Source organism: Thermodesulfovibrio sp. TK500a, from assembly GCF_055381765.1.
The window spans coordinates 1,432,724-1,457,607 of the sequence record NZ_AP041606.1; the positions used below are offsets into that span (position 1 = coordinate 1,432,724).

Here is a 24,884-nt window from a genome sequence, read left to right on the forward strand (position 1 = left end):
TTAACCCATTCTTCTTGCCAGTTCAATCCAGGGATAGTGTTGCAGTATTTTTACAAGACTGTTAAGTCTGCCAGAGTTTATGAAGTCAATCTTTTCTTGTTCTTCAAAGACATTGTAAAACGGAGTTGTTTCATAGAGTGCTTTTCCGAGATAGTTAGAGGAAGGCTTAAGGACATCTTCATTTCTTGCATAGAAAGGGTCTTCTCCTTTTTCACAGGACTTACCGAACACATTAAACTGCCTACAGGCAAGAGGTCTTACAGGATATATTGAACAGATATTTTGCACGAGAAAAGGACATTTCTCGCCTCTTTTATGTTTGATTAAGGAAGTTTTTATTTCAGCCCTCAGAGGGTCTTCTATTTTTTCTATGACATACCAGTAGATTCCCACGATTTCTATTGGATAGACGGGAATGTCTCTGTGGGTTTCGCAACAGTTACTACAACCACGACTGCAAGCAAGTTTTTTTCCTGTTTTTTCCGCTTTCTTTATGTCTTTTGAAACGCCTTCATCCATTATTGCATAAGCATCGAGTAGCATAGAGAGCCAGAAATGCAGCTTTTCATCCTCAGGAAAGGAGATTCTGAATTTACTCTTTTTCAATTTTTATGTGCTTTGAGCCCTTAAGTTTCTTTAAGATTGACGGGTCATCAAGCAGTCTTCCTACAATATTTACTTCACTGGCTGCAACGGGGTCATCTCCTTTACTGAGCGGCGTTTTACCGAAAAACACAGCTAATGCCTCTCCAGGAGGCCAATAACCTATATCACCTGCTTTAACAGAAGTCGTAGCTGTGGAGTCAAGGGGTATTTTTAATCCAATAGAGAAATAAAATTCATCTCCCCATTCATTTATTTGGCTCTGAATGGGAAGGTTATTATAAATTTTCATGGCACAGTCGGTGTCGTAAAGTTCTGCCAAGATTGTTTGACCATCAATAATTATTTTTATTTTAGGCATTTTTTGCCCTTTCTTTCTGTTTGTAAATTAATAGAGGAGCTGTTTTTTTATCTACAACATCGGCATTTATTATGCACTCACTTATTCCTTTCTCAGAAGGAATGATATACATAACATCGAGCATTATCTCCTCGAGTATACTTCTTAATGCCCGTGCACCTGTTTTTCTTTCAATTGCCTTTTTTGCAATAGCTCTCAAAGCATCGTCTGTAAAAGTAAGCTTTACTCCATCTATGTTGAAAAGCTTTTGATATTGTTTCACAAGAGCGTTTTTAGGTTTTGTAAGAATCTCTACAAGGGCATCTTCATCAAGCTCTCCTAATGTGGCTACTACAGGGAATCTACCGACAAATTCAGGTATCATTCCGTATTTAATTAAATCTTCAGGTTCTACATGGGATAGAACGTTGTCCTCTTTGTTTTTAGAGGTTTCAGAGAGAAAGCCAATAGTTCTTTTTCCGATTCTCTTTTTGATGATTTCTTCTAATCCAACAAAGGCCCCACCACAAATAAAAAGTATGTTGGTTGTATCAATCTGAAGATAGTCCTGATGAGGGTGCTTCCTTCCTCCTTGAGGAGGTATATTGGCTACTGTGCCTTCGACAATCTTTAAAAGAGCCTGTTGAACCCCTTCTCCTGAGACGTCTCTCGTTATTGATGGACTGTCGGCTTTTCTGCTAATTTTGTCGATTTCGTCTATGTATATTATGCCAATCTGGGCACGTTGTATGTCGAAATTTGCGTTTTGAAGAAGTTTAAGAAGTATGTTTTCCACATCTTCTCCAACATATCCTGCCTCTGTAAGAGTCGTTGCATCTGCAATTGCAAAAGGAACATCAAGAAATCTTGCTAAGGTTTGGGCTAAAAGGGTTTTTCCTGTACCAGTGGGCCCAATAAGCATTATGTTGCTTTTCTGTATTTCATCAGAAGGAGCTCCCTTGAAAATTCTTTTGTAATGGTTGTATACAGCGACAGATAGAATTTTCTTTGCCCTTTCTTGACCAATTACGTAATCGTTTAGAAATTTATGAATCTCCTGAGGAGTTGGAAGTTCTGTTTTAACTCCATCAATTGAGGCAAGCCTTTCCTCTTCTAATATTTCGTTGCAAAGGGAAATACATTCATCGCATATATATACGCCATTTCCTGCAATGAGCTTTTTTACGTCCTTCTGCGATTTGCCACAAAAGGAACACTTTAAATTTTCTCCGTTCTTTCTTGCCATACTTCTTCCTTTTTATTGTTTGATAGAGGTAATAACCTCGTCAACTATTCCATATTGCTTTGCTTCTTCAGCAGACATGAAAAAGTCTCTTTCCGTATCTTTTTGAATTTTTTCTATGGGTTGCCCCGTGTGTTTTGAAAGAATGCCATTGAGAATTTCTTTCATCTTAAGTATTTCCCTTGCATGAATTTCTACATCTGTTGCCTGACCGTAAAACCCTCCAATTGGCTGATGTATCATAACCCTTGAATGAGGCAGAGCAAATCTTTTGCCCTTTGTTCCTGCTGCAAGTAATACACAGGCCATAGAGGAAGCCTGTCCAATACAATAGGTTGCAATGTCTGGCTTTACATACTGCATAGTGTCATAAATAGCAAGGCCGCTTGATACCATTCCACCTGGAGAATTTATGTAAATATGTATATCTTTATCCGGGTCTTCTGTCTGAAGAAACAGAAGCTGGGCTATTACTACATTTGCAATCTGGTCATTTATCTCAGTTCCTATGAATATTATTCTGTCTTTGAGAAGTCTTGAGTATATGTCATAAACTCTCTCTGTTCTTCCCGTTTGTTCTATTACAATCGGAACAATACTCACTGCTCTACCTCCTCTTTTTTAATTGGTCTTGATTTTTGTATTAGTGCATCAAATACTTTATTCTCAAATACGCTGTTACGAAGAGCCTCGAGAGAACCGTCTCTGGACATATAGTATTGAACAACTCCCTGTGGTGATACGTTATATTTTCTCGCTATGCTCATTATTTCCTGTTTGAGGTCTTCCTCAGTTACTTTAATTCCTTCTTTTTCTCCTATTATTTCCAACAGAAGATAGGCTTTAATATTTCTCTTTGCGATTTCTGAAATTTTATCCATCTGTTCAAATACATTTATTCCTAATCTTTCGTATTCTTCGGCAATTCTTTTGATTTCCATTTCAACAAGTCCTTCAGGTAGCTCAAATTCGTAGGTTTCAAGTAGTTTTCTCAATATCTCTATTTTTTTTCTCTCAATGGCCTGTTCTTTTTTGGCATTTTCAAGACTTTCCCTTACATGTTTTCTGAGAGTTTCCATGTTTTCAAAGCCTAATTCACCAGGAAGCTCCTCTAAAGGCACATCTTTTCTTCTTTTGATTTCCTTGAGGGTGATTTGGAAGTTAACTTTTTTGCTTGCAAAATCTGCAATTGAGTCTTCGGGAAAATCAATTTCTACAGTAAAGTTTTCTCCCTTTTTTCTTCCCTCTATTGCTTTTGAAAAAGCTTCTGGGAAAGGACCTGCGCCGAGTTTATAGACGTAATCTTTTGCTTCTTTACCTATATCAGTAGTGTAATCTATAACCACGAGGTCTTCGTTTTGAGCTGCCTCTTCTGTAGGTTCGTATACCCCTCTTTCCTTTGATAGTCTTTGAAGAACATCATCTATATCGCTTTCTTTTACTTCCGTTGATACCTCTTCTACTTCAATGCCCTCATAGTTTAGATTTTCTATCTCCGGCCTTGTTTCAACAAGTAATTCAAAGTAAAGAGGCTCATTTCTTTTTATGTCAATGGCATCTTCTGCCATAGGAGGAAGCACAGGTTTGAGATTGGCTTCTTTTATGGCATTATCGTAATATTTTGATACGAGTTTTTCAAGCACCTCTGACTCTGCATCTTTACCAAACTTTTTTTCAATTATTGAGATAGGAGCTTTTCCTGGTCTAAAACCTGGAATTTTTGCTTTTCTTTGAATTTCCTTGAGAGCTTTCTGAATCTCTAATTCGACTTCCTCCGCTGGTATCTCAATTTTTAGTCTTTTTTTAGTTTTGGAAATTTCATCAATACCTTTTAGCACATTTCCTCCTTAAAAAATAGATATTTTGCCAAATTTAAGTTTAAAAGTCATTAATAATTTTTGTCAATTGCGAAGTTTCTCTGGTAAATCTCTTGACAATCAATAAATTGCAGGACAGGAAAAATTAATTGCAATAAAGGGTCTATTGTAATCTTTGTTTTACTCTGATATACTCTATAAAATACATGAAAAAATAAAGAGTTTAAAAAAATGAATGAAAAGAAAAGTAGTGAAGACAAATCAAATGTTGTTGTCAAATTAAACGAGCAGATTAAAGAGCTGACAAAAATGCTTGAAGAGAGAGAAAGGCAACTTTCAGAGGCATTGAAGACTATAAAGAAGATAATCAATACAGACCCTCTCACCGGCATATACAACAGAAAAGCCTTTGAAAAACTATTAAAAAAGGAGATTTCTTTTGCCAAAAGACATAATCTTCCTCTTTCAGCGGCGATGATAGACATTGACCATTTTAAAAACATAAACAAAAAGTATGGTCATGAAGAAGGGGATAAAATTCTTAAAAATTTTGCTAAAACCTTGCTTAAATCTATAAGGCAAGAAGACATATTAGCAAGATATACAGGAGACCAGTTTGCTCTAATTTATCCTAATACACAGGTTGAGTTTGCCCTTCTTGCCTGCGACAGAATAAGGCAGAAGATTGAAAAAAAGAAATTTAGAAACGTTAATTTAAAAATTACTGCCAGTTTTGGAATAACGCAACTGCTCAATGAAGATGATAGCAAAACTATTATCAAAAGAGCTTCAGAGGCATTGTACATGGCCAAGAGAAAGGGCGGTAACTTATGCAAAATAAAATAACGAACTTCTGATATAATATAAGACCTGTTCAAAAATTATGAAAAACTTAAAAGAGGCAACTCTTAAGGCATTCTTCACATTAATAATATTGGTCGTTATTTTTACAGGCCTTTCTGTTTATCTTGATACCCTCCAGCAGGCAGTTTTGGCATATATTTTCTTAGCATTAAGTTATGTTTTGATGAAGTTTAACAGAAACAATGAAACGGTAAGAGTCTTGATTTTATCATTGGCGGTCTTCATTACTCTTAGATACTGGATTTTTAGAACTTTTCATACTCTTGGCTATACAGGCTTTTTTGACAGCATGGCGATGTTATCTCTATATCTCGCTGAAACCTATGCTATTGTAATATATTTTTTAGGAATTTTTGTTAATATTAGTCCACTGAAAAGGCATCCCCTTAATCTTCCTGAGGACAAGAATATCCTCCCCTCCGTTGATATTTTCATTCCCACCTACAATGAACCATTAGAAATCATAAAAACAACAATTATTGCCTGTAAACAGATAAAGTATCCTCAGGACAAGATTAACATCTTCATCTTAGATGATGGGAGTACCACTCAAAAGAGGAATGATAGAGAGCCAGAAAAAGCTTTACAAGCATGGCAAAGATATGAAGAATTAAAGAGTCTTGCAAAGGAGATGGATGTAAATTATATTACAAGAGAAAAAAATGAACATGCGAAAGCAGGGAATCTAAATAATGCCCTTTGGCTTACGTCTAAAGGCTTTGAAGGATATGACACAAAAGGCTCTGAATGGTTTTGCTTTGGAAAACCACCTTCCAAAGGGGGCGAACTAATATTAGTGTTAGATTGTGACCATGTTCCGACGGTCGATATTCTTGAAAAGACTGTCGGTTTCTTTTTAAGGGATGATAAGCTTTTTCTGGTGCAGACGCCTCATTTTTTTATAAATCCAACGCCCATTGAGAGAAATCTTGGCACATATGCCGAATCTCCAGGAGAAAATGAGATGTTTTATGGAGAAATTCATAGAGGCCTTGATTTCTGGAACTCCTCATTTTTCTGTGGTTCGGGTGCCCTGCTCAGGAGAAAATATCTTGAGGAAGTGGGAGGCTTTGCGGGTAAAACAATAACAGAGGATGCTGAGACTTCATTGACTTTACATAGCAAAGGTTACAGAAGTGTTTATCTTAAAAAACCCCTAATATGCGGACTTTCTCCTGAAACTTTTGATGATTTTATTACTCAGAGAAGTAGATGGACTCAGGGAATGATTCAAATTTTCATGCTTAAAAATCCATTGAAACAAAAGGGTTTAAGATGGTATCAAAAACTCTGCTATCTTAACAACTGCATTTTTTGGTTTTTTGGATTGGCGAGGATAATATTTATTTTTGCTCCTCTTATGTATCTTCTTTTCAACCTTAGGGTATACAATGTATCAACTGAGCAGATAATTACCTATGCAATTCCCCATTTGGCATGTTCTCTGAGTGTGTCCAACTATCTCTATGGAAGAGTAAGGCATCCCTTTTTCTCTGAAGTTTTAGAGACAGCTCAGAGTTTCTTTCTAATTTTTCCAACTATCGGAGCTATTTTAAACCCTTTATCTCCAACCTTTAGAGTCACTCCAAAGGGCACAAGTCTTAAGGAGAGCACCATAAATTCGAGAGTATTTACTTTTTACATTCTCCTAATCTTGTGTTTAATTGGTATATATGCAGGCATTAATAAATGGCTTTATTCACCCCTTGAAAGAGGAGCTGTTGCAGTATGTATGGCATGGACTTTGTTTAATTTATCCATGATAATTGCGTGTATAGGTGCTCTGTATGAGCTGAGACAAATAAGAAGATATCATAGAATACTGGTCGAAGAAGAGGCTTTACTAATTATTCCAGAAAAGCTAAAAAGTTTAAAAGCAACTATCACGGATATATCAATGGGAGGATTAGGTTTACGAGTAGACCCGAGAGATTATATTCCTCTTTTGAATAGTAAAATAGAAATAGTAACATGGAACAGCCAGGGAAGAGAGTTCAGATTTAGAGTAGAACTCAAGAGAGTAAGCAAAAATGGTAATATGATTAATTTGGGCGTTAGTTTTGATTTAACTGAGGATGAGGGCAAAATAATATCCTATGTATACGGAGACAGTGGTAGGTGGGAACGTTTTTGGAGCAAAAGAGATAGGGAAAAGGGAATTTTGGCGGGTTTTTTATATCTTCTTAAAATCGGATTTATCGCGATGGGAAGAAATATAAGGGGAGTGATTAAATTTATCTTTTCAGCTTCTAAAAGACTATTTAAATATAAAAATCTGGGGGAGATATGGAAAGGGTACAACTTCACAAAATAGGCATTATTTTTTCGCTGTTCACGTTAATAGCGATTTTTTCTTTAAAAGATGGGTTCTGTCAGGAAAATATTAAATACAAAATTCCTTTCTCGAAAATTGCACCTGTAAAAACAACTACCCTTTCTGGTGCATCAAACAATATTAGAGTTAAACTGCCTATTCCTGAAAGATGGCAAATAAGCAAAGCTACGCTTAATTTTTCTTATGTAAACTCAACGGCATTGCTTCAAAACAGGTCGAGGCTTGTAGTATGGCTAAATGATAATCCCATTGCTCAGATTAATCTTAATCCTCAGTTGCCACAGGGAAAGGTTTCTGTTAATCTTCCCATTAATCTACTGAAAAGCGGCTACAATGACCTTAATTTTACTGTTGCTCATCACTATACAATTGAATGTGAAGACCCCTCTGCTCCTGAGTTGTGGACAACCATTGAATTTGACCAAGCTTCCTTTGATTTTGATATATCGCTAAAAAAGGTGCCAGAAAGTCTTTCTGCTATTGCCAATTTTCTATTTGACCCAAAATTACCCGCTGAAAATACAGTCAATATCGTCATATCTGACAAGAGCGAGGAAATGATTGAGTTAGCATCTATTGTTGCATCCTCTGTTGCCCTTAGATTTGAATACAGGTCTGTTAAATTTACTATTTCAGAGCTTCCTAAAAAAGGAGTAGATAATATTGTAATTGGAAACAACGAATTTATAAAATCCCTAACGGGAGACCTCTTAGATAATGGTGGGATTATAAAAATAAAAACCTTTGCAGATGACCCCTATCATGCCTTACTCCTAATTAAAGGAGATACGAAGGATGAGTTAAAAAAGGCTGCCTATGCCTTTGCTTCAATCAATTTCCCCTTCCCAAAAACTCAGACAATAAGAGTGGAGGAAGTTAACTTAAAACCCCAATCTCCAAAGGCAGGAAAGGGAATTCTGTTTCCCGGATACGAATATAACTTTAAGGAATTAGGGTTTTTTACCAATACCTTTAAAGGAGTAGGAGCAAAATCTCTCTCAATGGACTTTAAATTGCCCTCCTATGTCTTTTTAAAGCCAAACTCTTTTATTTCTCTTAAGCTTAATTTTAGTTATGGTAGTGGAATGAGAAAGGATAGCACTCTCAATATACAGGTAAATGGTAAGTATGTAGCATCGGTGCATCTTGAAAATATAAAGGGTGGACTCATAAGAGACTATATCCTGGATATTCCGATGAATCTTTTCAAGCCAGGTTACAATGTAATAACTTTTACAGCTGTGTTATCTCCCCTCATAACAGGATATTGCGAATTTGTTCAAACAGAAAATCTTCAGTTGACCATCTTTGAAGACTCAAAAATATCTATCCCTCAAACTCCTGCCTGGACAGAAATGCCAGACATTTTCTTGTTTTTCCTTGATGGATTTCCATTTTCAAATCCTGCAGATTTTAGTAAGGCAGGCGTTTTAATTACTGAACAGAACATTGATACAATCACTTCCGCCATTAACTTAATAGCTTTATCTTCACAGAGAGCTGGCTATATTCCTTTTAATATAAAGATTTCTTCGGATATATCCAAGATTAAAGATAGAAATATAATAGTTGTAGGAGAGATAGCGAAAATTCCTGAAGACTATCTAAAGGCAGGCCAAATAAAAGTTCAGGAAAAAGGTAGCTTCGTATACTATCTTGTAAGAAATTTTGAAAAAAGCGAGTCTGTTATAAATGCAAAACTTAGGTCATTTATTGGGAACATAATTCCAATCTTTAAAGCAAAGACAGATTTTCACTATAGCAAGTCAATAATGAATTACTCAGGAAAAAATGAAGGCAGGTGGTTTGTCCTATCTGAATTTGAATCGCCCTATAAAGACAGAAACACAGTTCTTGTTGTGACCGCATCAGAAAAGGAGTCTCTTCTCGCTGGAACATACGCTCTGCTTGAGTCTTCAGTTTTCTCAAAGGCAGCAGGTGCATTAACAGTTTTTGACATAAATGCTCCTGAGAATACTATTCATTCTTACTATACTGACAGAACTTATTATGTAGGCAAGATGGGCATATTTCCCGCTCTTAACGCTTGGATTTACGCACATCCTTTAATTTTTACCTCCCTAATGCTTATTTTGATTCTTCTTTTGGCTTATTTGATTTATAAAACTATTAAAACATTCAGAGTTAAGAGAATAAGTGAGATTAATAAGTAAGATTGTTTACATAGTTATGATTTTCTGTATTTGCCAAGCTGCATCAGCAGAAGTGTTGTCTGAGTATTGGAGTTATTACAAAAGAAACTTCCTATCCGAAGATGGTAGAGTTATTGATATACAGAGCAGTTCAATAAGTCATTCGGAAGGGCAAGGCTATGGAATGCTTTTGAGCGTATTTTTTAGTGATAAAGAGACTTTTGATAAGTTATGGCGATGGACAAGGGATAACCTGCAGGTAAGAAATGCAGATAGTTTGTTTGCCTGGAGTTGGGGTAAGCATTTCTCCGGTAAATGGACAGTCCTTGACTACAATAATGCCTCTGATGGAGATACTCTCATAGCCTATGCTTTATGTCTTGCTGGAGATAAATGGAAGAGACAGGAGTATATAGAAGAGGCAATGAAGATTATAGAGGTTATAAAAAATTTACTTGTCCTGAAAATCGACTCTTCCTACTATGTTCTGCCAGCATACTACGGTTTCTATAGAGAAAACGAAATCATTATTAATCCATCATATTATATTTTGCCGGCCTACAGAGTTTTTCAGGCTGTAGGAAAAGATGATTTTTGGGGAAAGCTTTATGGAGATTCTGTGCGTCTGCTTAAAAAGCTAAGCTTTGGCAAATATGGGCTTCCACCTGACTGGATTGTTCTTAAAGGAGATACTTTCAATTTTTACTCCGAAAGACCCATAACCTTTGGTTTTGAAGCAATCCGAATACCTCTATATGCCTTAATGGCAGAGGAATCAGAGCTTATTAAGAAATTTAAGGATTATATAGAGTTCATTGAGAGAATAGATTTTATCCCACAGGATTTTGACTTTAAAGAAAATAGGTTTTCATCTCACGATGGATTGGCAATGCATTATTTATTATTTTCGTTCGTTGCAAAAAAGCTTGGTAAAGAACGCCTTCATGAGTTGCTTTTGCAGAGGGGATTGAAGAAACTTGAGACTGAAAAAAATTACTATTCTTTTACAATTTCCCTTTTAGTTCTTAAGGCCGGAATAAAATGAGAGCACTTTTTGCCATCTTTATTTTATTCTTTTTTGTAAGTATGACTTTTTCTGAAGAAACAACTCAGAAAAACATCATTTTTATTGAAAAATCTGAGGAAAAGTCACGGGTGCTTCAAAGTCCTATGCAGCCTAACTCTCTGGATACGAGAACTACTGAACAGGAAAAGAAAAAAGGGCTATCTCTTGAAAAGCCGAAGATTGAGCCTTTAGGAAAGGTTATTGAGAAGAAGATTTCAGAGGCAGTTGTAATAAAAAATGCCTGGAAGTTATATGAAGAGGGCGATTTTTACAGAGCCTCTGAAAAGTTCCAAAGCCTTCTGAACTCTCAAAACAGAGATATAGCTCTTTCTGCCCGATTAGGTCTTGCATACAGTTTAAAAAATCTTGGTAAAAACGACGAAGCGATTGAACAGTTTGGGGTTCTATACGGAGAAAACTATAAAATTCAGGAAGTTACAGCTTCAATCATTGAACTGTTAATTTCAAAAGGAGAATTTGATAAGGCAGAAAACTATGCTCTCAAATACTGTCTTAAGATTTATGAATTTTATGAAAATGCAAAAAAATTAAGAGCAATGAATGAAAACTCTAAAGCTAAGCAGCGGCTTTTAAATCTTCTTCAATGCACTCAAAATGACTTAGACCTCAGAGTCGCCATACTTTATGAACTTTCAACTTTGCTTGAATACGAAGACATGGTTAAGCTTCTTGAAGCAGAAGGTAAAAATGAGAACCTACAGTATCTGACTAAAATAAAATCACTTGAGGCAGATTTACACAGAAAGAAACTTTCCCTGACTGATATAAAATCTCCATTAGTTTTAGATTTAGCAAACAGAATACTTAAAGTTTATCCCGAAGATAGAGTTGCCCTCTCAACTATGGCATGGCATTATTACAATGTTAAGGAATACGAAAAATCGCTTGACCTCTTTTTATCACTCTCTAAGAAGTATCCCCAAGAGGAGGAGTATATACTGGGTGCTGCTTACTGTTATAATGCTCTGGGAAGAGATGACGATTTGATTAGTTTAGTAGAGAAAAGCTCGATTAAAAGTGAAAAACTAAATCTAATCAAAGCAGAGGCTTATATAAGAAAAGCAGATAGAAAACTCTCAGAGAATCATTTGTCAGAAGCCTATTCAACTGTAAGAAAATTAGCTACATCTACTGACCCTGTTTCAAAAAAAATAGCTGGCCAGTGGTATTGTAAAAGAGGATTGCCCGTTTTAGCTTCTCATGTGGATTCTTTAAGTCAAGATACCTGCTACTACCGAGAGCAATTTCCTCAGCTTGAGGCAGGTTTTTCTTATAGATTTAAATCAGGTGACGAGGGATTATCAAAACTAAAAGAGATAAAAATACCTCTTTCATTGCATTATCCTTTAGAGGAAGGACGAAAATTAAGCTTTACGATTTTACAGAAATACGTTAATTCTGGAACATTAGGAGAAAATCCATATGTTGGAAAATACTATGAATATCTAAATGGTATAGCTCAGAAAAACAGCCCTATCACTTCAAAATGGCTCTTCCAACCAGAATTTAAATATGAAATTGAGGGTTATCCACAGATTAATCTGTCCCTCGGCACTACTCCTATTAATGCAACCGTATCAGCGATGCCTCTTTTTTCTTTAGGCGTGGATTATAAAAGTTTTTGGGTTAATCTTCATCAGATTTCCATTGAAGAGTCTATTCTGTCAATTCAAGGACAAAAAGACCCATACAGCAATGAAAGATGGGGAAGGGTATTAAAAACAGGCATCCAGGGAGGAGTAAATATAAACTTAAAAGATAGCTACTGGCTTGCTATCTCTGGAGACTTCGGCTATATTTGGGGAGAAAACATATGGGAGAACTACTCGTTAGAGGGAAGTTTAAGCTTTGGCAAGACTTTTATCATAGATGAAAAAAACGAGTTAGATATTGGGGTTTTCTATGTTATAAAGCATTTCAGAAGAAATAGCAACTTTTTTACCTTTGGTCACGGAGGCTATTTTAGTCCTCAGTTTTTCAACATGGTTGGTCCGACTTTTAGATATAAAATTAAAGATTGCTGTGGTATTGGGTTTGATATAAAAGCATCGTTGGGTTACATCTACTACAGAGCAGACTCATCGCCTCATTATCCATTGTTTAGTGATAACAAAGCATTATTTAACTCCTCTGCTCAGTCAGACATTGAGGGAAAATATGAAGAAGAGAGGAAATCAAAATTTGGAGGCAGCGTAGAAGTAAAATTCAGACAGAATTTGACAAAAACTATAACTATTTATGGTTTTGGAAAGACGAACATATCTGGTGGATACAATGAATGGAGTGCAGGTGCTGGCATAATTTATTTTTTCCTTCCATGACTATTCCTTCCTTTAAAATTAGATAATTTTGCTCGGAGAATTTCATAGAGGACAATTGAAGCACTTACGGCTACATTTAGACTTTCACCCTTTCCTGTTTGTGGAATTTTACAGGCTATGTGAGGGATTTCTTTAAAACTTTTACTTATCCCTTGAGCTTCATTTCCTAAAACTACGGCTACATGCTCTTTTAGCTCGATTTCAAAAATATTTTTATCTGCTTTCGGTTCTGTTAATATTACTGTAAAACCAGATTTTTCTAAAAAGTTTTTAATCCTATCCTCTTCAGTTTTTATTACTGGCAGAAGGAAAACGCTTCCAGCTGATGCCCTTATTACTTTTGAAGCTAAGGGATTGCAGCACCCTTCTGACAGTATTATTGCTTGCGCTCCTAATGCTTCAGAGCTTCTTATTATCGTTCCAAGATTTCCTGGGTCCTGTATTCTATCGAGTATAACTATTGTATCGGCATCATTTATTTTTTCCAAAGAATTTTCAATTCCGTAGGTTATTAAAGCAAAAATGCCTTGAGGAGATACGGTATCTGAAATTTTACTTGCTAATTTATCTGAAATACCGATTAATTCCGAGTTGCTATCACTGAGAAACTGAAAGAATCCTTTGTGCTTTGAGATGAAACTTTCTGTGATAAAAATTTTATCTACTCGGTGATTTAAATCGCTTTCTAAGACTGTCCTCAACAAATTTATTCCTTCAACAAAAACTTTTTTTTCGGGTTTTTTCTTTATTTTAATAATCTCTTTTATTTGAGGGTTTTCTTGACTATTTATCCATTTCATCTTTCAATTCAATGAAAGCCCGTGGAAGAAAATCAGTTATATCACTGGCTATGAGACTATGATATCCTTTAAATTTAGCTGCTATATCTCCACTTAAGCCATGGAGATACACACCAAGAATTGACGCTTTTAGGGAGGATAGTTTTTGACCAATTAGAGAGGTTATGATTCCGGTCAATACATCACCTGCTCCGGCTGTTGCCATGCCTGGATTACCTGTTGTGTTGATAAAAACATTTCCATCGCTATCAGATATAACCGTAGGAGCTCCTTTTAGGACAACAGTTGTATTGAGTTCTTTGGCTGTTTTTCTTGCTATTTCAATTCTATCCTTTTCTATCTCCTTTACAGAAATATTTATAAGTCTGCTCAGTTCTCCTGGATGTGGTGTAATAACAGTTTCTGCTTTGGTATGCTCAAGTAGTTTCATATTTTTACTGAGAATAGTTATTCCATCTGCATCAATAACAAGAGGACATTGACTGTTGTTAAGTAGAAATCTTAGAATTTCTTCTGTATCCGCATTTATTCCAACACCAGGACCAAAAGCTATTGCATCGGTCTTTTCAGTGATAAAATTTCCTATATGTTCAATTGCCTTTGCTGATATGGTCTGCCCGTTACAAGGAAGTGGAAGAATCATCTCTTCGAGGACATAGCTATGACAAGCAATGCTTAAACATGATGGAATGGCAAGGGTTACAAGGCCTGAGCCAGTTCTTAAGGCACTTTTTGCAACCATCTTAGCTGCACCTATTTTGCCAACTGAACCGGCAATTACAAGAATGTGCCCGTAGTTTCCTTTATGAGAATACAGAGGTCTTAGTGGCAATAGGGACAGGGCAGTTTTTTTGTCAATTAGGGACGTTTTTATTCTGTCTGAACAAATTAATTCATCTGGAAAGCCTATATCCTCAACAAAAAGGTTGCCTGCGTATTCTCTGCCAGGGAATAGTAGATGACCTCTTTTAGGTAGACCGAAGGTTACAGTAATGGTTGCCCTTAAGGCATCTCCCAGAATCTCACCTGTGTCTGATGACACACCAGAAGGAATATCAATTGCAATAACATCTTTTTTCATCGAATTAATTAGGTTTATGAAAGCCGCAAGCTCGCCTTCTATTTTTCTTCTTAGGCCTGTTCCAAAAATTGCATCAATTATTAAGTCTGCCTCTTGTAGTTCCCTTGTGGAAGGAAAACTTTTTATAAGAGAAATTTTAAATTTTTCAGCTATCTCAATCTGTTTCCTACAATCCTCCGAAAGCTTATCATCGGGAAAAAGCTGAAATATTTTTATATTTTTAACTTTACCTTTTAAAATTCTCCCTAAAGCAACTCCGTCTCCTCCATTGTTACCCGGTCCTGCTAATACGACAAGATTTTTTGCTTGCCTTTCTAAAACATATTTACTCACCGATAGGGCTGCTCTTTCCATTAATACCTCTGAGGGAATTCTGTAATGTTCAATAGTTAATTTATCAATCTCTCTCATCTCTTCAGAGGTTACGACCTTCATATCTTCATGCCTCGTTTTTCTATGATTATAGCATAAAAAAACTTTGAGTTAATTGATTTTCTAAAATGTTATAATTGAATTAACAATTCCCGAAAGAGGAGATTTATATGAAGAAATTAGTAGTTTTTACATGCTTTTTTATGTTTTTTGTCGTCCCTTGTTATGCAAGTTTTCTTGAGGATTTTCTCAGAGGAGTGCAGATACCTAAACAGACTGAGAAAGATACTGACACAGTAACGGCTGGACTAAAGGAGGCCTTGCTAATCGGAACAGGCAATGCTGTAATTTCTGTCTCAAAGATTGACGGATATTTTAAAAATGAAGCGATAAAGATTCTTCTTCCTAAAAACATTCAAAACATGGCTAATATACTCGGGAAAATAGGATATCAGAAAGAAGTTGACGAGTTCATCCTCAGCATGAACAGAGCAGCAGAGAAGGCCGCTCCAAAGGCAAAAGATATATTTATAACAGCAATAAAGGAAATGACTTTCGAAGACGCAATTAAGATTCTTAGAGGGAATGATACTGCTGCAACGGACTATTTTAAGGAGAAAACATTTGATAAACTGTATGAATCCTTCAGACCGATTATATCTAAAAGCATGAATGAAGTGGGCACTACAAGAGCATATAAAAACATGACAGAGAGGTATCTTTCAGTAGTGCCTTTTTCAGGAGTTGAATCCTTTAATCTTGACCATTATGTTACAACAAAAGCCTTAGATGGACTTTTCTACATGGTGGCGCAGGAAGAAAAGAAGATAAGAACAGACCCATCAGCACGTGTTACAGAACTTTTAAGAAAAGTCTTCGGTAGCAAATAATAAAATAAAAAGGGGATACTCTTTTGAGTATCCCCTTCGATTTAGTTTTAGAAATTAATCGAAAGCTTCTTTCGTTGTCCAGACTTCCCAAACTTTTCCTACAAGAGCTGGCCCGGGTTTTAATGTTGGCTTTCCTGGTCTCCAGCCTGAAGGTGTTGCTTCTGCTCCCTTTGTTTTTCTAACATGTTGAAAAGCTTGAATTTGTCTTATCGTTTCAGTTACATTTCTTCCTACGGGTGGTGTCAATACCTCATATCCTTGAATTACACCATCGGGGTCTATTATAAATCTTCCCCTTGTCTCTACTCCGGCATCTTCGTCATAAACTCCGTAGATTGTTCCTACTCGGCCGCCTGCATCTGACAACATTGGGAAAGGTATGCCTCCCTTGACCATCTTGCTCAGTTCATAGTCATTCCACATTTTGTGCACAAATATGCTGTCAATACTCATTGCTAAAACTTCCACGCCGAGTTTTTTAAAATCGCTGTATTTTTCGGCAACTGCCGAAAGTTCAGTTGCTCAGACAAAAGTAAAATCTCCTGGGTAAAAACAAAGCAAAACCCATTTCCCCAAATAGTCTGAAAGCTTTACATTGACAAACTTTCCTTTATAATATGCGGGTGCTATGAAGTCTGGCGCTTTTCTTCCTACTTTAATCATAGCTTTTACCTCCTCTTTGTTGGTTGTTTGTTCGGAGATGTCCTCCTTTGGTTCTTCTCCTACAGGTCCGCCTGTAGGCCTTGCACAACCTACCTTTAATTCTTCAGGCATGATTTTCACCTCCTTAGAGTTTTATAAGATTATATCATTGATAGGAAAAAGTTTCAATAAGATAGGCTTTTTATTGATTTTTTCGATAAAGACTTGTAAAAAAATTTTCTTAACACTATGATAAAATTAGATTAATCTTTAAGTATGCAGGAGGGTGTAAAATGAAAAGGTTTGTTTTATTTTTAATTATGGCTACGGTTGTATTTGTCATATCGGGATGGACTGGAAAGATAGAAACTTATAGGTCTTCTAATTTTTCTCAAAAAGGCTCTATAGACAATCTCTTTTCAGACACAGCAAACTGTGCTCCTTGGAATCTTCAGCCAAACGGATGTTACGAGAGAGTATGTTGTTGTGATAAAAATGGACAGCACTGGTGTGAAAGATGCTGCCCAGATAAGAACGGTAAATGCACACCTGAAAGGGTTAAATGTTAGAAGGAGCATAATGGTTTGCTTTCACCGGTTATAACGGTTCTTTTAAGACAGATATATTTTACAGGCATTCAGGCGGTTTCAACGGTAATTATCTCTGGATTATTGATAGGACTTATAATAGTTTTACAGACAGTCAATATAGCCGGTGCAGGTTCGAGCATTCTCATAGCTAAGATACTTTTATGGCTTGTTCTCAAAGAGATAGGCCCTTTTTTTACAGGTTTAATCATCCTCGCAAGAAGTGGTTCTGCCATATCAACAGAACTTTCAACAATGAAGATAAACAGAGAAATTGACTATCTTGAAGCAATGGGAATAAGGCCAGAAGTTTATCTAATATCGCCAAGAGTTTATGGGATGGTTATTGCTGCCCTTATTTTATCTATATATTTTCAGCTTTCTGCTCTTTTTGGAGGTATTTTCCTGGCAACCATGATGAGTGGAGTTCCTTTTTCAGATTACGCTTTAGCCCTTATAAATCAATTTAATTTTACAGAAGTCGTTGTTTCTTTTATTAAATCCTCTCTTTTTGGCTTCATAATCTCAATAATATGTATCTGGCAGGGACTTTCGGTTAAGCGGAGTCTTACAGAAATCCCTCAGAGAACCACAAAGGCTATAACAGGGGGACTTTTTTCACTATTTATTGTTGATGTTTTGATGAACTTCGTTGCAGAGATGATTAGGTGATAAGAGCAATTTCTCTTAAAGGGGAACAGTTAGATAGGGAATTAAATTTCGAGCTTGATAGAAACTCAAGGAAAGTTTTTGTATTTGAAAAACCTGACCAGGCCGAAGAGTTCTGGAAGCTTTTAATAGGACTGAAAAGACCTTTGAAGGGTGAAGTCATTATTATGGGGTATAATATAAAAAATTTGAAAAGAGATAAAATACTTGAACTAAGAAGGAGAGTGGCTGTGGCTTTTAAAAATGGAGGACTTATAAGTAATCTTAAGACCTTTGAAAATCTTATACTTCCCGCTCTTTATCACAAAACTGATTCAAAACAAAATATAATAAAAAAAGCCATAGAATTCCTTGAAAAATTTGAATTTAAGAAAGAGCCCATGTGTAGAATAACAACCCTTACAAATTTAGAAAAAAGAATTATAGGCATAGGAAGAGGACTTCTTACAAATCCAGACGTTATAATTTTCGAATATCCCTTTGATGGCATAAACCATGAGGAGAAAAGATGGCTTGTCGACCGAATTGAAGAAATTACAAAAGGCAAAGGTGTGATTTATATATTGAGCTCAGAAGCAGATAGAGCAATAATTGATAAGAAGGACAGGCCAGGTGAAAATTAAAGAAACAGACTCTCGATTTATTTTTCTAAGAGGAAAAATTCTTGTTTTTATTATTACAGCGATAGTAGGGGCTTTAATATTTTTATATTTTGCGGGAAAAGAAAGGGGATTTTTTACAAAAAAGAAAGATTTTTACTGTCTTACTTCAAAGGCTACAGGTTTGTATGTGGGTATGCCTGTTAGAATTTCTGGTTTTAAAATTGGTAGAGTGAAAAAAATGGAGCTTCAGGACGATGGATTTGTAAAGTTAACCCTCTCTATTGAAGAGTCTCATGCCAAATGGTTCAGAGATGGCACGGTAGCTTTATTTTCTAAGGAAGGCTTTATCGGAGAGTCTTATATTGAAATACTACCAGGCAAGGGTCAACCTTTAAAACCAGGACAGACTATAAAATTTTTTAGACAGGCAGGAATTGAAGAGATTGCAGGAGAGCTTAAAGAGGAGATTTCTGAGATTCTAAAGGGAGTGAAAGAAACAATAAATTACATTAATGAACCTGAAGGTAATATTAAGAAAAGTATTAATAACATCGAGAGGGTTTCTCATAATCTTATTGAAACAACTAATCAGCTTAATATTCTTCTTGTGGAACTAAACAGAAAAATCCCCGAGATAGCAGACAAATCAGATAAAACAGTAGAGGAAATAAAAGAATTAATAAGATTACTACAAAGTCTTTCTAAGGAACTGCATGATACGGCCACGGCAATAAAGGGAGTAACCAAAAAAGATATGCCTTTGATGATTGAGCAGACAAAAAAGAGTATGCAGGACATTGATGAAATTCTTCAAAGCATAAAGGGACTTTGGCCTATAAGAGAGGGCATAAGGAAAAAAGAGATAAGACCAATTGAGGCAGATACTTATGAGAAGTAGTTTTAAGCTTTGCGTTATAACGCTTTTGCTTGTCACAGTTATCAGTTGCTATAGGCCGCCCGTTGAACAGCCACACAGGATAAGCGAACTCAGCAGCTTAATACTTCAGGCAAATAAGGCTTTTGAGAGAGGAGATATTCAAGCGGCAGAACTAATTTATAAAGAAGCCTATAAAAGAGCCAGACTAATACAGGATGACAATTCCTCCGTTATTATTTTAATTAGTCTGTCCCGACTTTATTCTTCTTTAGATAAAATTGAAGATGCTTCATCATGCGTTGAATCTGCTTTAAGACTTTCAGAGAAGTCCTCTATTGATAGAAATTTAGAGGAAGAAATCATCTTTGAAAGAGCAAGGATTGAGTTTTTAAAAGGAAAAAACGATGAAAATTCCTTAAAGAGACTTACAAAGTCCGAGTCAGTTTTAATGAGGATTAAAGCACTAAATCTCCTATCAAGGATAAATTTAAGAGTAGGTGAGCCTAAAGAGGCAGAAAATTTAATAAAGGAGGCTTTGTCTCTAAACAAAAATATATCAAGAATTGAAGAAGCCAATTCTTGGAGATTACTTGGAGAGATTTATTTAAACGGAAAGCATAATTTAGGAGAAAAATATCTACTTAGGGCTTTGGAAATTGACAAAGAAATTGCAATTCCCGAGAAAATAGGCCTTGATATGGAAATGCTGGGCAGATTTTACAGCAACGCTGGTGAAAAAAGAAAAGCTATAGAGTATTTTAACAGGGCTCTTGAGATATGGAGAGGGCTTGGTAATCAAAGCAAGGAAATAAAAATCATAGAGGAAATAAAAAGGCTTTCTCTTTAAGATTTAATAAGGGTATGATATTTCTCAAAAATTCTTTTTACAGCCCTATGGGCAGAGTTGAAGGCATTAATTATAGAGCCTCTTTTGGTGGCAATGTCTCCTACTAAAAAGACCCTTTCAAGATTGCTCTCTCCAAATTCATCGATGACAGGAGAATTCTCCCTGAATTCAACCCCCATTTTTTGAAGAAGATTTTTAGGAGTGCTTCCACCCAGACAATAAAAAATTTTTGAAAAGACTTCTGTATGGCCGTCATGAAATATTACCTTTACAGAATCTTTATCTTCCTCTAAGGCTTTTATTTCTGTGCCCAGAAAAAAGGTAATATCATCTTTTCTTTTTTCAAGTTCTTTAAGATTTTCTTCGTTAATTCTGAAAAATTGCGGTCTTCTGTATGAAAGATAAACATCACATTTACCAGCAAGCATACAGGCAATCTCAGCAGCGGTGTTTCCTCCGCCTACAATTAATATTTTTTCTCCTTCTGGTAGTTCTTTCGGCAATTCAAAAAAAACCCTGTCTTTTATTTTTTCGGGTATAGGATAGGAGGGTCTCTTAGGTTTGTCAAATACACCGGTTGCTATTATTACAAACCTTGACTGAGCAACGTGGAAACTACCTGCCTTTATAACATAATCGTCTCCTTTTTTCTCAAGACCGTTAATCTCTATATTATAGTCAATTTGAATTTCATAGTCATTTATGTACTTCTTCATTCTATTCAGAAATTCCTCTTTAGTCTCTGTTTCAAAAGAACATATACCTTCTGTTGAAGCGATTACACCTTTATAATCTTTATCCACCCTTTTACCGGCTGGATAAAGTCTTCTTATAGTAGAGCAGAATTTGCTACCCTTCTCAAATATATGGATATCACTTATTCCTTCGGCTTTAAATTCAACAGCTGAGGAAATTCCGGCAGGTCCTGCACCTATTATGGCAACTTTTAGTTTCTTCATAAGTTATTTATTATAATTATTCAGCATACCTCTTGACAAATTAGAAAAAAAGATATAAACTCTTTATACAAAAAAATCTTTTCAGGGGGCTTGTATGGATAAAGGAACAATCTATGAAGGATTGGTTCGTCGCGGGGTTTCAAGAAGAGACTTCCTTAAATTCTGTGCATCTACAGCGGCTGTTTTAGGACTCTCCTCCTCTTATGTTCCAAAGATTGCAGAAGCAATGGAGAAAAAAGAAAAGCCAGTAGTAGTATGGCTACATTTTCAGGACTGCACTGGCTGTAGTGAAAGTGTTTTAAGAGCAACAAAACCAACAATAGGACAGATTGTTCTCGATGTAGTATCTCTTGAGTATCACGAGACAATAATGGCAGCGGCAGGACATCAGGCTGAAAAATCCCTTCATGATGCGATTAAGAAGTATAAGGGCAAATATCTTGTGGTAGTGGAAGGCGCAATTTCTCCAAAAGATGGTGGCATTTACTGCTGTATTGGTGGCAGGTCATCTGTTGACATAATGAAAGAAGTTGCTAAAGACGCTGCTGCTATAATTGCAATTGGCACTTGTGCAACTTATGGTGGTATTCCAGCAGCAAAACCTAATCCCACGGGAGCCGTAGGTGTAAGAGATATAATCAAAGATAAGCCTGTAATTAATCTTCCAGGCTGTCCTCTAAATGTAGAGAACTTCACTGCTACAGTAGTTTATTTCCTCACCTTTGGAAAACTTCCAAAAACTGACAATCTTGGAAGACCTCTATTTGCCCATGGCATTCTCATTCATGATAACTGCGAAAGAAGAGGTCATTTTGATACACAGGAATTCGCCAAGGCATGGGGAGATAAAGGACATAGGCTTGGATGGTGTCTCTATGAGCTTGGTTGCAAAGGACCCTTTGCCTACCACAACTGTCCCACCATTAGATGGAATGACGGTGTAAGCTGGCCTGTCATGGCAGGACATCCCTGTGTTGCCTGCTCAGAGCCAAAATTCTGGGATGCTAACTCTCCATTTTATGCTGATTCAGGCAAAAGAGAGGGCTTCTTTGCAAAGGCTTCCAAGATAGGTCTTGGAGCAATGGCAGTAGCCGGTTTAGCAAAGAAAGAAAATAAGGAATAAATAAAGGGGGCATGTATGGCAAGATTAGTAATTGATCCAGTTACAAGGATTGAGGGACATTTAAGGTGTGAAGCAGTAGTTGCCGATGGAAAGGTGAAAGATGCCTATTCATCCTGTACAATGTGGCGTGGAATAGAAGTAATAATGAAAGGAAGAGACCCAAGAGAAGCATGGGTTTTTGTGCAGAGACTTTGCGGTGTCTGTACAACTGTTCATGCAATGGCATCAATAAGAGCAGTAGAAGATGCATTGAAGATTAAAGTTCCAAGAAATGCTGACCTTATCAGAAATCTCATAATGGCGAATCAGTGTGTTCAAGACCATGTAATTCATTTCTATCATCTTCATGCTCTTGATTGGGTTGATGTTGTCTCTGCTTTGAAAGCAGACCCTGCAAAAACTTCAGAACTTGCAAAAAGCATTTCTCCATGGCCTAATAATTCAACAACATACTTCAAGGCTGTTCAGGACAAACTGAAAGCCTTTGTAGAGAGAGGACAGCTTGGAATATTCAGCAATGGCTATTGGGGACATCCTGCATATAAATTGCCACCAGAAGCTAATTTAATGGCCGTTGCCCATTATCTTGAGGCTCTTGATTGGCAAAGAGAAGTTATCAAGATGATGGCAATGCTCGGTGCAAAAAACCCACATCCCCAGACCTTCTTAGTAGGTGGAATGGCAATTCCAATAGACCCAGAAAGCCAGAATGCAATTAATGCAGGCACTATTGCTGCTTTAAATAAATATGCTGATATGGCTATTGAGTTTGTTGAAAAAGTATATATTCCAGACCTTCTCGCAGTCGCATCTTTCTACAAAGATTGGGCAAAATATGGTGGAAATGTGAATTTCCTTGCCTGTGGTGAGTATCCAGAGGCAAATGGAAAACTCTGGCTACCAGCAGGAATTATAAAGAACAAAAATCTAAAGGAAATATATCCCGTTGACCACAAAAAGATTCAGGAATACATAACTCGTTCATACTACAAATATTCCAAGGGAGAAAATGCAGGACTTCATCCTTGGGATGGAGAGACAGTGCCTAATTATACAGGACCTAAACCACCATATGAGTATCTCAATGTAGACGGTAAATACAGTTGGGGTAAAGCACCAAGATATGAAGACCTTCCAATGGAAGTAGGTCCTCTTGCAAGAGTGCTTGTAGCCTATGCTTCAGGACATAAGGAAGTTAAGGAAGCAGCAGATATGGTAATGAAAAAACTCGGTGTCGGACCCGAAGCTTTGTTCTCCACTCTTGGAAGAACAGCGGCAAGAGGAATTATAGCTCTTGTTACTGCCTACAAAACAAAAGATTTCATCAATGAGCTTGCTGCAAATATCAAAAAAGGTGATTACACAATCGCTAACACTGAAAAATGGGATCCAAAGACTTGGCCTGCAGAGGCAAAAGGTATGGGTTGGCATGATGCTCCTCGTGGTGCTCTATCTCACTATATAGTAATAAAGAATAAGAAGATTGAAAACTATCAGATGGTAGTGCCATCTACATGGAATCTTTCACCAAGAGACCACAAGGGTGTAAGAGGTCCTGTTGAGGAGGCTCTTATTAATACACCTGTAGCTGATTCGAAACAGCCCCTTGAACTTCTAAGAACTATTCACTCCTTTGACCCATGCATGGCATGTGGTATGCATATCGTTGAAGTAAAGGAAGAATAAATTAGAACAAATAAAAATTTTGAAAGCCCTCCCCACAAAGGAGGGCTTTTTAATTGGAGAAAAAGATGGATATTTGCATAATTGGTGTAGGAAATATTTTAATGCAAGACGAAGGGGTAGGCCCGAAGGTTGCTGAAACTTTAAAGAAAGATTATAGTTTTCAACCACCTATTGAAATCATCGATGGAGGAACTTTGGGTCTCGAACTTCTGCCGTATATCGAAAAATATAAAAAAATTATGATTATCGATGTTGTTGATTTTGGAAAAGAGCCAGGTTTCATAAAGGTTTTAAGAGGGGACGAGATACCTCCCTATCTTAAAACAAAACTTTCTGTCCATCACGTAGGCGTTCAGGATTTACTTGAAGTGGCAAGGCTGATGGGTTATATGCCTGAAGAGCTTGTTCTTGTGGGTATTCAACCTGAAAATATAGACCTTGGTCTTGACCTTACACCTGTTGTGGCTGGTAAACTAAATGAACTTACTAAAGAAATTTTAGAAATACTTAAAAGATGGGGGATAAAATGTGTCTCGCAGTGCCATCAAAAATAGTAGAAATTGACGGATACATGGCTACTGTTGATGTAATGGGTTTGAGAAAGCAGATTAGTCTTATGCTATTACCGGAAGAACCAAAGATTGGAGATTATGTGCTTGTTCATGCTGGCTTTGCCATAAACAAAATGGAACCAGATGAAGCTGAAGAAGCATTAAAAATATTTGAAAAAATATTTAAAGACATGGAGGAGAAGGAAAAGATTTGGCAGACAGAGTCTTAGATTACTGCGGATTAAAATGCCCTTATCCTATCTTAAAGCTGAGTTCCCAATATCCCAATTTTAAAGAAGGAGAGATAATAGAGGTAATCGGGGATTGTCCTACCTTTGAAAAGGATATTAAAGCCTGGTGTCAAAAACTCGGAAAGACCATAATTAACATGGAAAAGCAGGGTGATAAACTCAAGGTGACTATAAGGATTTGAAA

The 24,884-nt window shown here is 36.5% G+C and carries 25 protein-coding genes; 16 read left to right on the forward strand and 9 right to left on the reverse strand.

Annotated elements, in window-relative coordinates:
- The 5 genes from ACZ430_RS07540 to tig are packed head-to-tail and all read right to left on the reverse strand — an operon-like array spanning position 1 to position 4,024.
- Positions 1–606: a YkgJ family cysteine cluster protein gene (locus tag ACZ430_RS07540; protein ID WP_297209277.1), complete on the reverse strand. Its 606-nt coding sequence runs from the start codon at positions 604–606 to the stop codon at positions 1–3.
- Positions 593–964, reverse strand: a complete 372-nt coding sequence (locus ACZ430_RS07545; RefSeq protein WP_297209274.1) for a cyclophilin-like fold protein — start codon at positions 962–964, stop codon at positions 593–595. Before ACZ430_RS07545 ends, ACZ430_RS07540 begins: the two co-directional genes overlap by 14 nt.
- A complete protein-coding gene (gene clpX / locus ACZ430_RS07550; protein WP_297209271.1) occupies positions 957–2,189 on the reverse strand; it encodes an ATP-dependent Clp protease ATP-binding subunit ClpX in 1,233 nt (410 codons plus the stop codon). The genes ACZ430_RS07545 and clpX overlap by 8 nt, the downstream gene beginning before the upstream one ends.
- Positions 2,190–2,201: 12 nt before the next feature.
- Entirely contained in the window at positions 2,202–2,789 is a 588-nt protein-coding gene (gene clpP / locus ACZ430_RS07555; RefSeq protein ID WP_297209268.1) for an ATP-dependent Clp endopeptidase proteolytic subunit ClpP, read from the reverse strand.
- Entirely contained in the window at positions 2,786–4,024 is a 1,239-nt protein-coding gene (gene tig / locus ACZ430_RS07560; RefSeq protein WP_464910495.1) for a trigger factor, read from the reverse strand. The genes clpP and tig overlap by 4 nt, the downstream gene beginning before the upstream one ends.
- A 210-nt stretch (positions 4,025–4,234) precedes the next feature.
- On the opposite strand from tig, the gene ACZ430_RS07565 reads away from it, so the two are divergent.
- The 5 genes from ACZ430_RS07565 to ACZ430_RS07585 are packed head-to-tail and all read left to right on the forward strand — an operon-like array spanning position 4,235 to position 12,763.
- Positions 4,235–4,849, forward strand: coding sequence for a GGDEF domain-containing protein (locus tag ACZ430_RS07565; RefSeq protein WP_297209262.1), 615 nt, complete (start codon positions 4,235–4,237; stop codon positions 4,847–4,849).
- A 37-nt stretch (positions 4,850–4,886) separates the two neighbouring features.
- Entirely contained in the window at positions 4,887–7,181 is a 2,295-nt protein-coding gene (locus ACZ430_RS07570) for a glycosyltransferase family 2 protein (RefSeq protein WP_297209260.1), read from the forward strand.
- On the forward strand, positions 7,154–9,376 hold the full coding sequence (locus tag ACZ430_RS07575; RefSeq protein ID WP_297209257.1) for a cellulose biosynthesis cyclic di-GMP-binding regulatory protein BcsB: 2,223 nt from the start codon (positions 7,154–7,156) through the stop codon (positions 9,374–9,376). Before ACZ430_RS07570 ends, ACZ430_RS07575 begins: the two co-directional genes overlap by 28 nt.
- Positions 9,360–10,400 carry a glycosyl hydrolase family 8 gene (locus tag ACZ430_RS07580; RefSeq protein ID WP_297209254.1) on the forward strand — a complete coding sequence of 347 codons (1,041 nt, stop codon included), beginning with the start codon at positions 9,360–9,362 and terminating at the stop codon, positions 10,398–10,400. The genes ACZ430_RS07575 and ACZ430_RS07580 overlap by 17 nt, the downstream gene beginning before the upstream one ends.
- A complete protein-coding gene (locus ACZ430_RS07585; protein ID WP_440871017.1) occupies positions 10,397–12,763 on the forward strand; it encodes a cellulose synthase subunit BcsC-related outer membrane protein in 2,367 nt (788 codons plus the stop codon). Before ACZ430_RS07580 ends, ACZ430_RS07585 begins: the two co-directional genes overlap by 4 nt.
- Here ACZ430_RS07585 and ACZ430_RS07590 read toward each other — a convergent pair.
- Together ACZ430_RS07590 and ACZ430_RS07595 are read right to left on the reverse strand one after the other, a co-directional pair.
- Complete coding sequence (locus tag ACZ430_RS07590; RefSeq protein WP_297209248.1) at positions 12,745–13,563, reverse strand: TrmH family RNA methyltransferase; 819 nt, start codon at positions 13,561–13,563, stop codon at positions 12,745–12,747. The two genes, ACZ430_RS07585 and ACZ430_RS07590, sit on opposite strands and share 19 nt — an antisense overlap.
- The gene (locus ACZ430_RS07595) at positions 13,547–15,079 is read right to left on the reverse strand and encodes an NAD(P)H-hydrate dehydratase (RefSeq protein WP_297209245.1); all 1,533 of its coding nucleotides are present in this window, start codon (positions 15,077–15,079) and stop codon (positions 13,547–13,549) included. The genes ACZ430_RS07590 and ACZ430_RS07595 overlap by 17 nt, the downstream gene beginning before the upstream one ends.
- A gap of 107 nt (positions 15,080–15,186) precedes the next feature.
- On the opposite strand from ACZ430_RS07595, the gene ACZ430_RS07600 reads away from it, so the two are divergent.
- Positions 15,187–15,906, forward strand: coding sequence for a DUF4197 domain-containing protein (locus tag ACZ430_RS07600; RefSeq protein ID WP_297209242.1), 720 nt, complete (start codon positions 15,187–15,189; stop codon positions 15,904–15,906).
- 54 nt (positions 15,907–15,960) lie between these two features.
- Here ACZ430_RS07600 and prxU read toward each other — a convergent pair whose 3' ends face one another.
- The gene (prxU, locus tag ACZ430_RS07605) at positions 15,961–16,680 is read right to left on the reverse strand and encodes a thioredoxin-dependent peroxiredoxin (protein WP_297209239.1); all 720 of its coding nucleotides are present in this window, start codon (positions 16,678–16,680) and stop codon (positions 15,961–15,963) included.
- Positions 16,681–16,841: 161 nt separating this feature from the next.
- Between prxU and ACZ430_RS07610 the strand changes: the two genes are divergently transcribed.
- From ACZ430_RS07610 to ACZ430_RS07630, 5 genes are read left to right on the forward strand one after another with little or no spacing between them, the layout of a single operon-like run.
- Complete coding sequence (locus ACZ430_RS07610; protein WP_297209236.1) at positions 16,842–17,117, forward strand: hypothetical protein; 276 nt, start codon at positions 16,842–16,844, stop codon at positions 17,115–17,117.
- Between the two features lie 15 nt (positions 17,118–17,132).
- Positions 17,133–17,807 carry an ABC transporter permease gene (locus ACZ430_RS07615; protein ID WP_339944243.1) on the forward strand — a complete coding sequence of 225 codons (675 nt, stop codon included), beginning with the start codon at positions 17,133–17,135 and terminating at the stop codon, positions 17,805–17,807.
- Positions 17,804–18,427, forward strand: coding sequence for an ATP-binding cassette domain-containing protein (locus tag ACZ430_RS07620; RefSeq protein ID WP_464910496.1), 624 nt, complete (start codon positions 17,804–17,806; stop codon positions 18,425–18,427). Before ACZ430_RS07615 ends, ACZ430_RS07620 begins: the two co-directional genes overlap by 4 nt.
- A complete protein-coding gene (locus ACZ430_RS07625) occupies positions 18,417–19,304 on the forward strand; it encodes an MlaD family protein (RefSeq protein ID WP_297209227.1) in 888 nt (295 codons plus the stop codon). The genes ACZ430_RS07620 and ACZ430_RS07625 overlap by 11 nt, the downstream gene beginning before the upstream one ends.
- Positions 19,294–20,130 (forward strand): tetratricopeptide repeat protein, encoded by an 837-nt coding sequence (locus ACZ430_RS07630; protein ID WP_464910497.1) that lies wholly within the window; start codon positions 19,294–19,296, stop codon positions 20,128–20,130. The genes ACZ430_RS07625 and ACZ430_RS07630 overlap by 11 nt, the downstream gene beginning before the upstream one ends.
- Here ACZ430_RS07630 and ACZ430_RS07635 read toward each other — a convergent pair.
- The gene (locus ACZ430_RS07635; protein ID WP_464910498.1) at positions 20,127–21,089 is read right to left on the reverse strand and encodes an NAD(P)-binding domain-containing protein; all 963 of its coding nucleotides are present in this window, start codon (positions 21,087–21,089) and stop codon (positions 20,127–20,129) included. The two genes, ACZ430_RS07630 and ACZ430_RS07635, sit on opposite strands and share 4 nt — an antisense overlap.
- Positions 21,090–21,183: 94 nt before the next feature.
- Here ACZ430_RS07635 and ACZ430_RS07640 point away from each other — a divergent pair, with 94 nt between their 5' ends.
- From ACZ430_RS07640 to ACZ430_RS07660, 5 genes are all read left to right on the forward strand, one after another.
- On the forward strand, positions 21,184–22,212 hold the full coding sequence (locus ACZ430_RS07640) for a hydrogenase small subunit (protein WP_339944251.1): 1,029 nt from the start codon (positions 21,184–21,186) through the stop codon (positions 22,210–22,212).
- A 15-nt stretch (positions 22,213–22,227) separates the two neighbouring features.
- Positions 22,228–23,898, forward strand: a complete 1,671-nt coding sequence (locus ACZ430_RS07645; protein WP_339944253.1) for a nickel-dependent hydrogenase large subunit — start codon at positions 22,228–22,230, stop codon at positions 23,896–23,898.
- Between the two features lie 65 nt (positions 23,899–23,963).
- Positions 23,964–24,452, forward strand: a complete 489-nt coding sequence (locus ACZ430_RS07650; protein WP_339944255.1) for a HyaD/HybD family hydrogenase maturation endopeptidase — start codon at positions 23,964–23,966, stop codon at positions 24,450–24,452.
- Entirely contained in the window at positions 24,425–24,679 is a 255-nt protein-coding gene (locus tag ACZ430_RS07655; protein ID WP_297209211.1) for a HypC/HybG/HupF family hydrogenase formation chaperone, read from the forward strand. Before ACZ430_RS07650 ends, ACZ430_RS07655 begins: the two co-directional genes overlap by 28 nt.
- Entirely contained in the window at positions 24,661–24,882 is a 222-nt protein-coding gene (locus tag ACZ430_RS07660) for a sulfurtransferase TusA family protein (RefSeq protein ID WP_297209208.1), read from the forward strand. Before ACZ430_RS07655 ends, ACZ430_RS07660 begins: the two co-directional genes overlap by 19 nt.
- Positions 24,883–24,884: the final 2 nt, after the last annotated feature.

Coding starts and splice junctions, on each gene's coding strand:
- ACZ430_RS07585 (WP_440871017.1), top strand. CDS start 10,397: ATGAGAGCACTTTTTGCCATCTTTATTTTATTCTTTTTTGTAAGTATG.
- ACZ430_RS07610 (WP_297209236.1), top strand. CDS start 16,842: ATGAAAAGGTTTGTTTTATTTTTAATTATGGCTACGGTTGTATTTGTC.
- ACZ430_RS07645 (WP_339944253.1), top strand. CDS start 22,228: ATGGCAAGATTAGTAATTGATCCAGTTACAAGGATTGAGGGACATTTA.
- ACZ430_RS07630 (WP_464910497.1), top strand. CDS start 19,294: ATGAGAAGTAGTTTTAAGCTTTGCGTTATAACGCTTTTGCTTGTCACA.
- ACZ430_RS07600 (WP_297209242.1), top strand. CDS start 15,187: ATGAAGAAATTAGTAGTTTTTACATGCTTTTTTATGTTTTTTGTCGTC.
- ACZ430_RS07655 (WP_297209211.1), top strand. CDS start 24,425: ATGTGTCTCGCAGTGCCATCAAAAATAGTAGAAATTGACGGATACATG.
- ACZ430_RS07640 (WP_339944251.1), top strand. CDS start 21,184: ATGGATAAAGGAACAATCTATGAAGGATTGGTTCGTCGCGGGGTTTCA.
- ACZ430_RS07545 (WP_297209274.1), bottom strand. CDS start 964: ATGCCTAAAATAAAAATAATTATTGATGGTCAAACAATCTTGGCAGAA.
- ACZ430_RS07635 (WP_464910498.1), bottom strand. CDS start 21,089: ATGAAGAAACTAAAAGTTGCCATAATAGGTGCAGGACCTGCCGGAATT.
- clpX (WP_297209271.1), bottom strand. CDS start 2,189: ATGGCAAGAAAGAACGGAGAAAATTTAAAGTGTTCCTTTTGTGGCAAA.
- ACZ430_RS07565 (WP_297209262.1), top strand. CDS start 4,235: ATGAATGAAAAGAAAAGTAGTGAAGACAAATCAAATGTTGTTGTCAAA.
- ACZ430_RS07570 (WP_297209260.1), top strand. CDS start 4,887: ATGAAAAACTTAAAAGAGGCAACTCTTAAGGCATTCTTCACATTAATA.
- ACZ430_RS07575 (WP_297209257.1), top strand. CDS start 7,154: ATGGAAAGGGTACAACTTCACAAAATAGGCATTATTTTTTCGCTGTTC.
- ACZ430_RS07595 (WP_297209245.1), bottom strand. CDS start 15,079: ATGAAGGTCGTAACCTCTGAAGAGATGAGAGAGATTGATAAATTAACT.
- ACZ430_RS07650 (WP_339944255.1), top strand. CDS start 23,964: ATGGATATTTGCATAATTGGTGTAGGAAATATTTTAATGCAAGACGAA.
- ACZ430_RS07590 (WP_297209248.1), bottom strand. CDS start 13,563: ATGAAATGGATAAATAGTCAAGAAAACCCTCAAATAAAAGAGATTATT.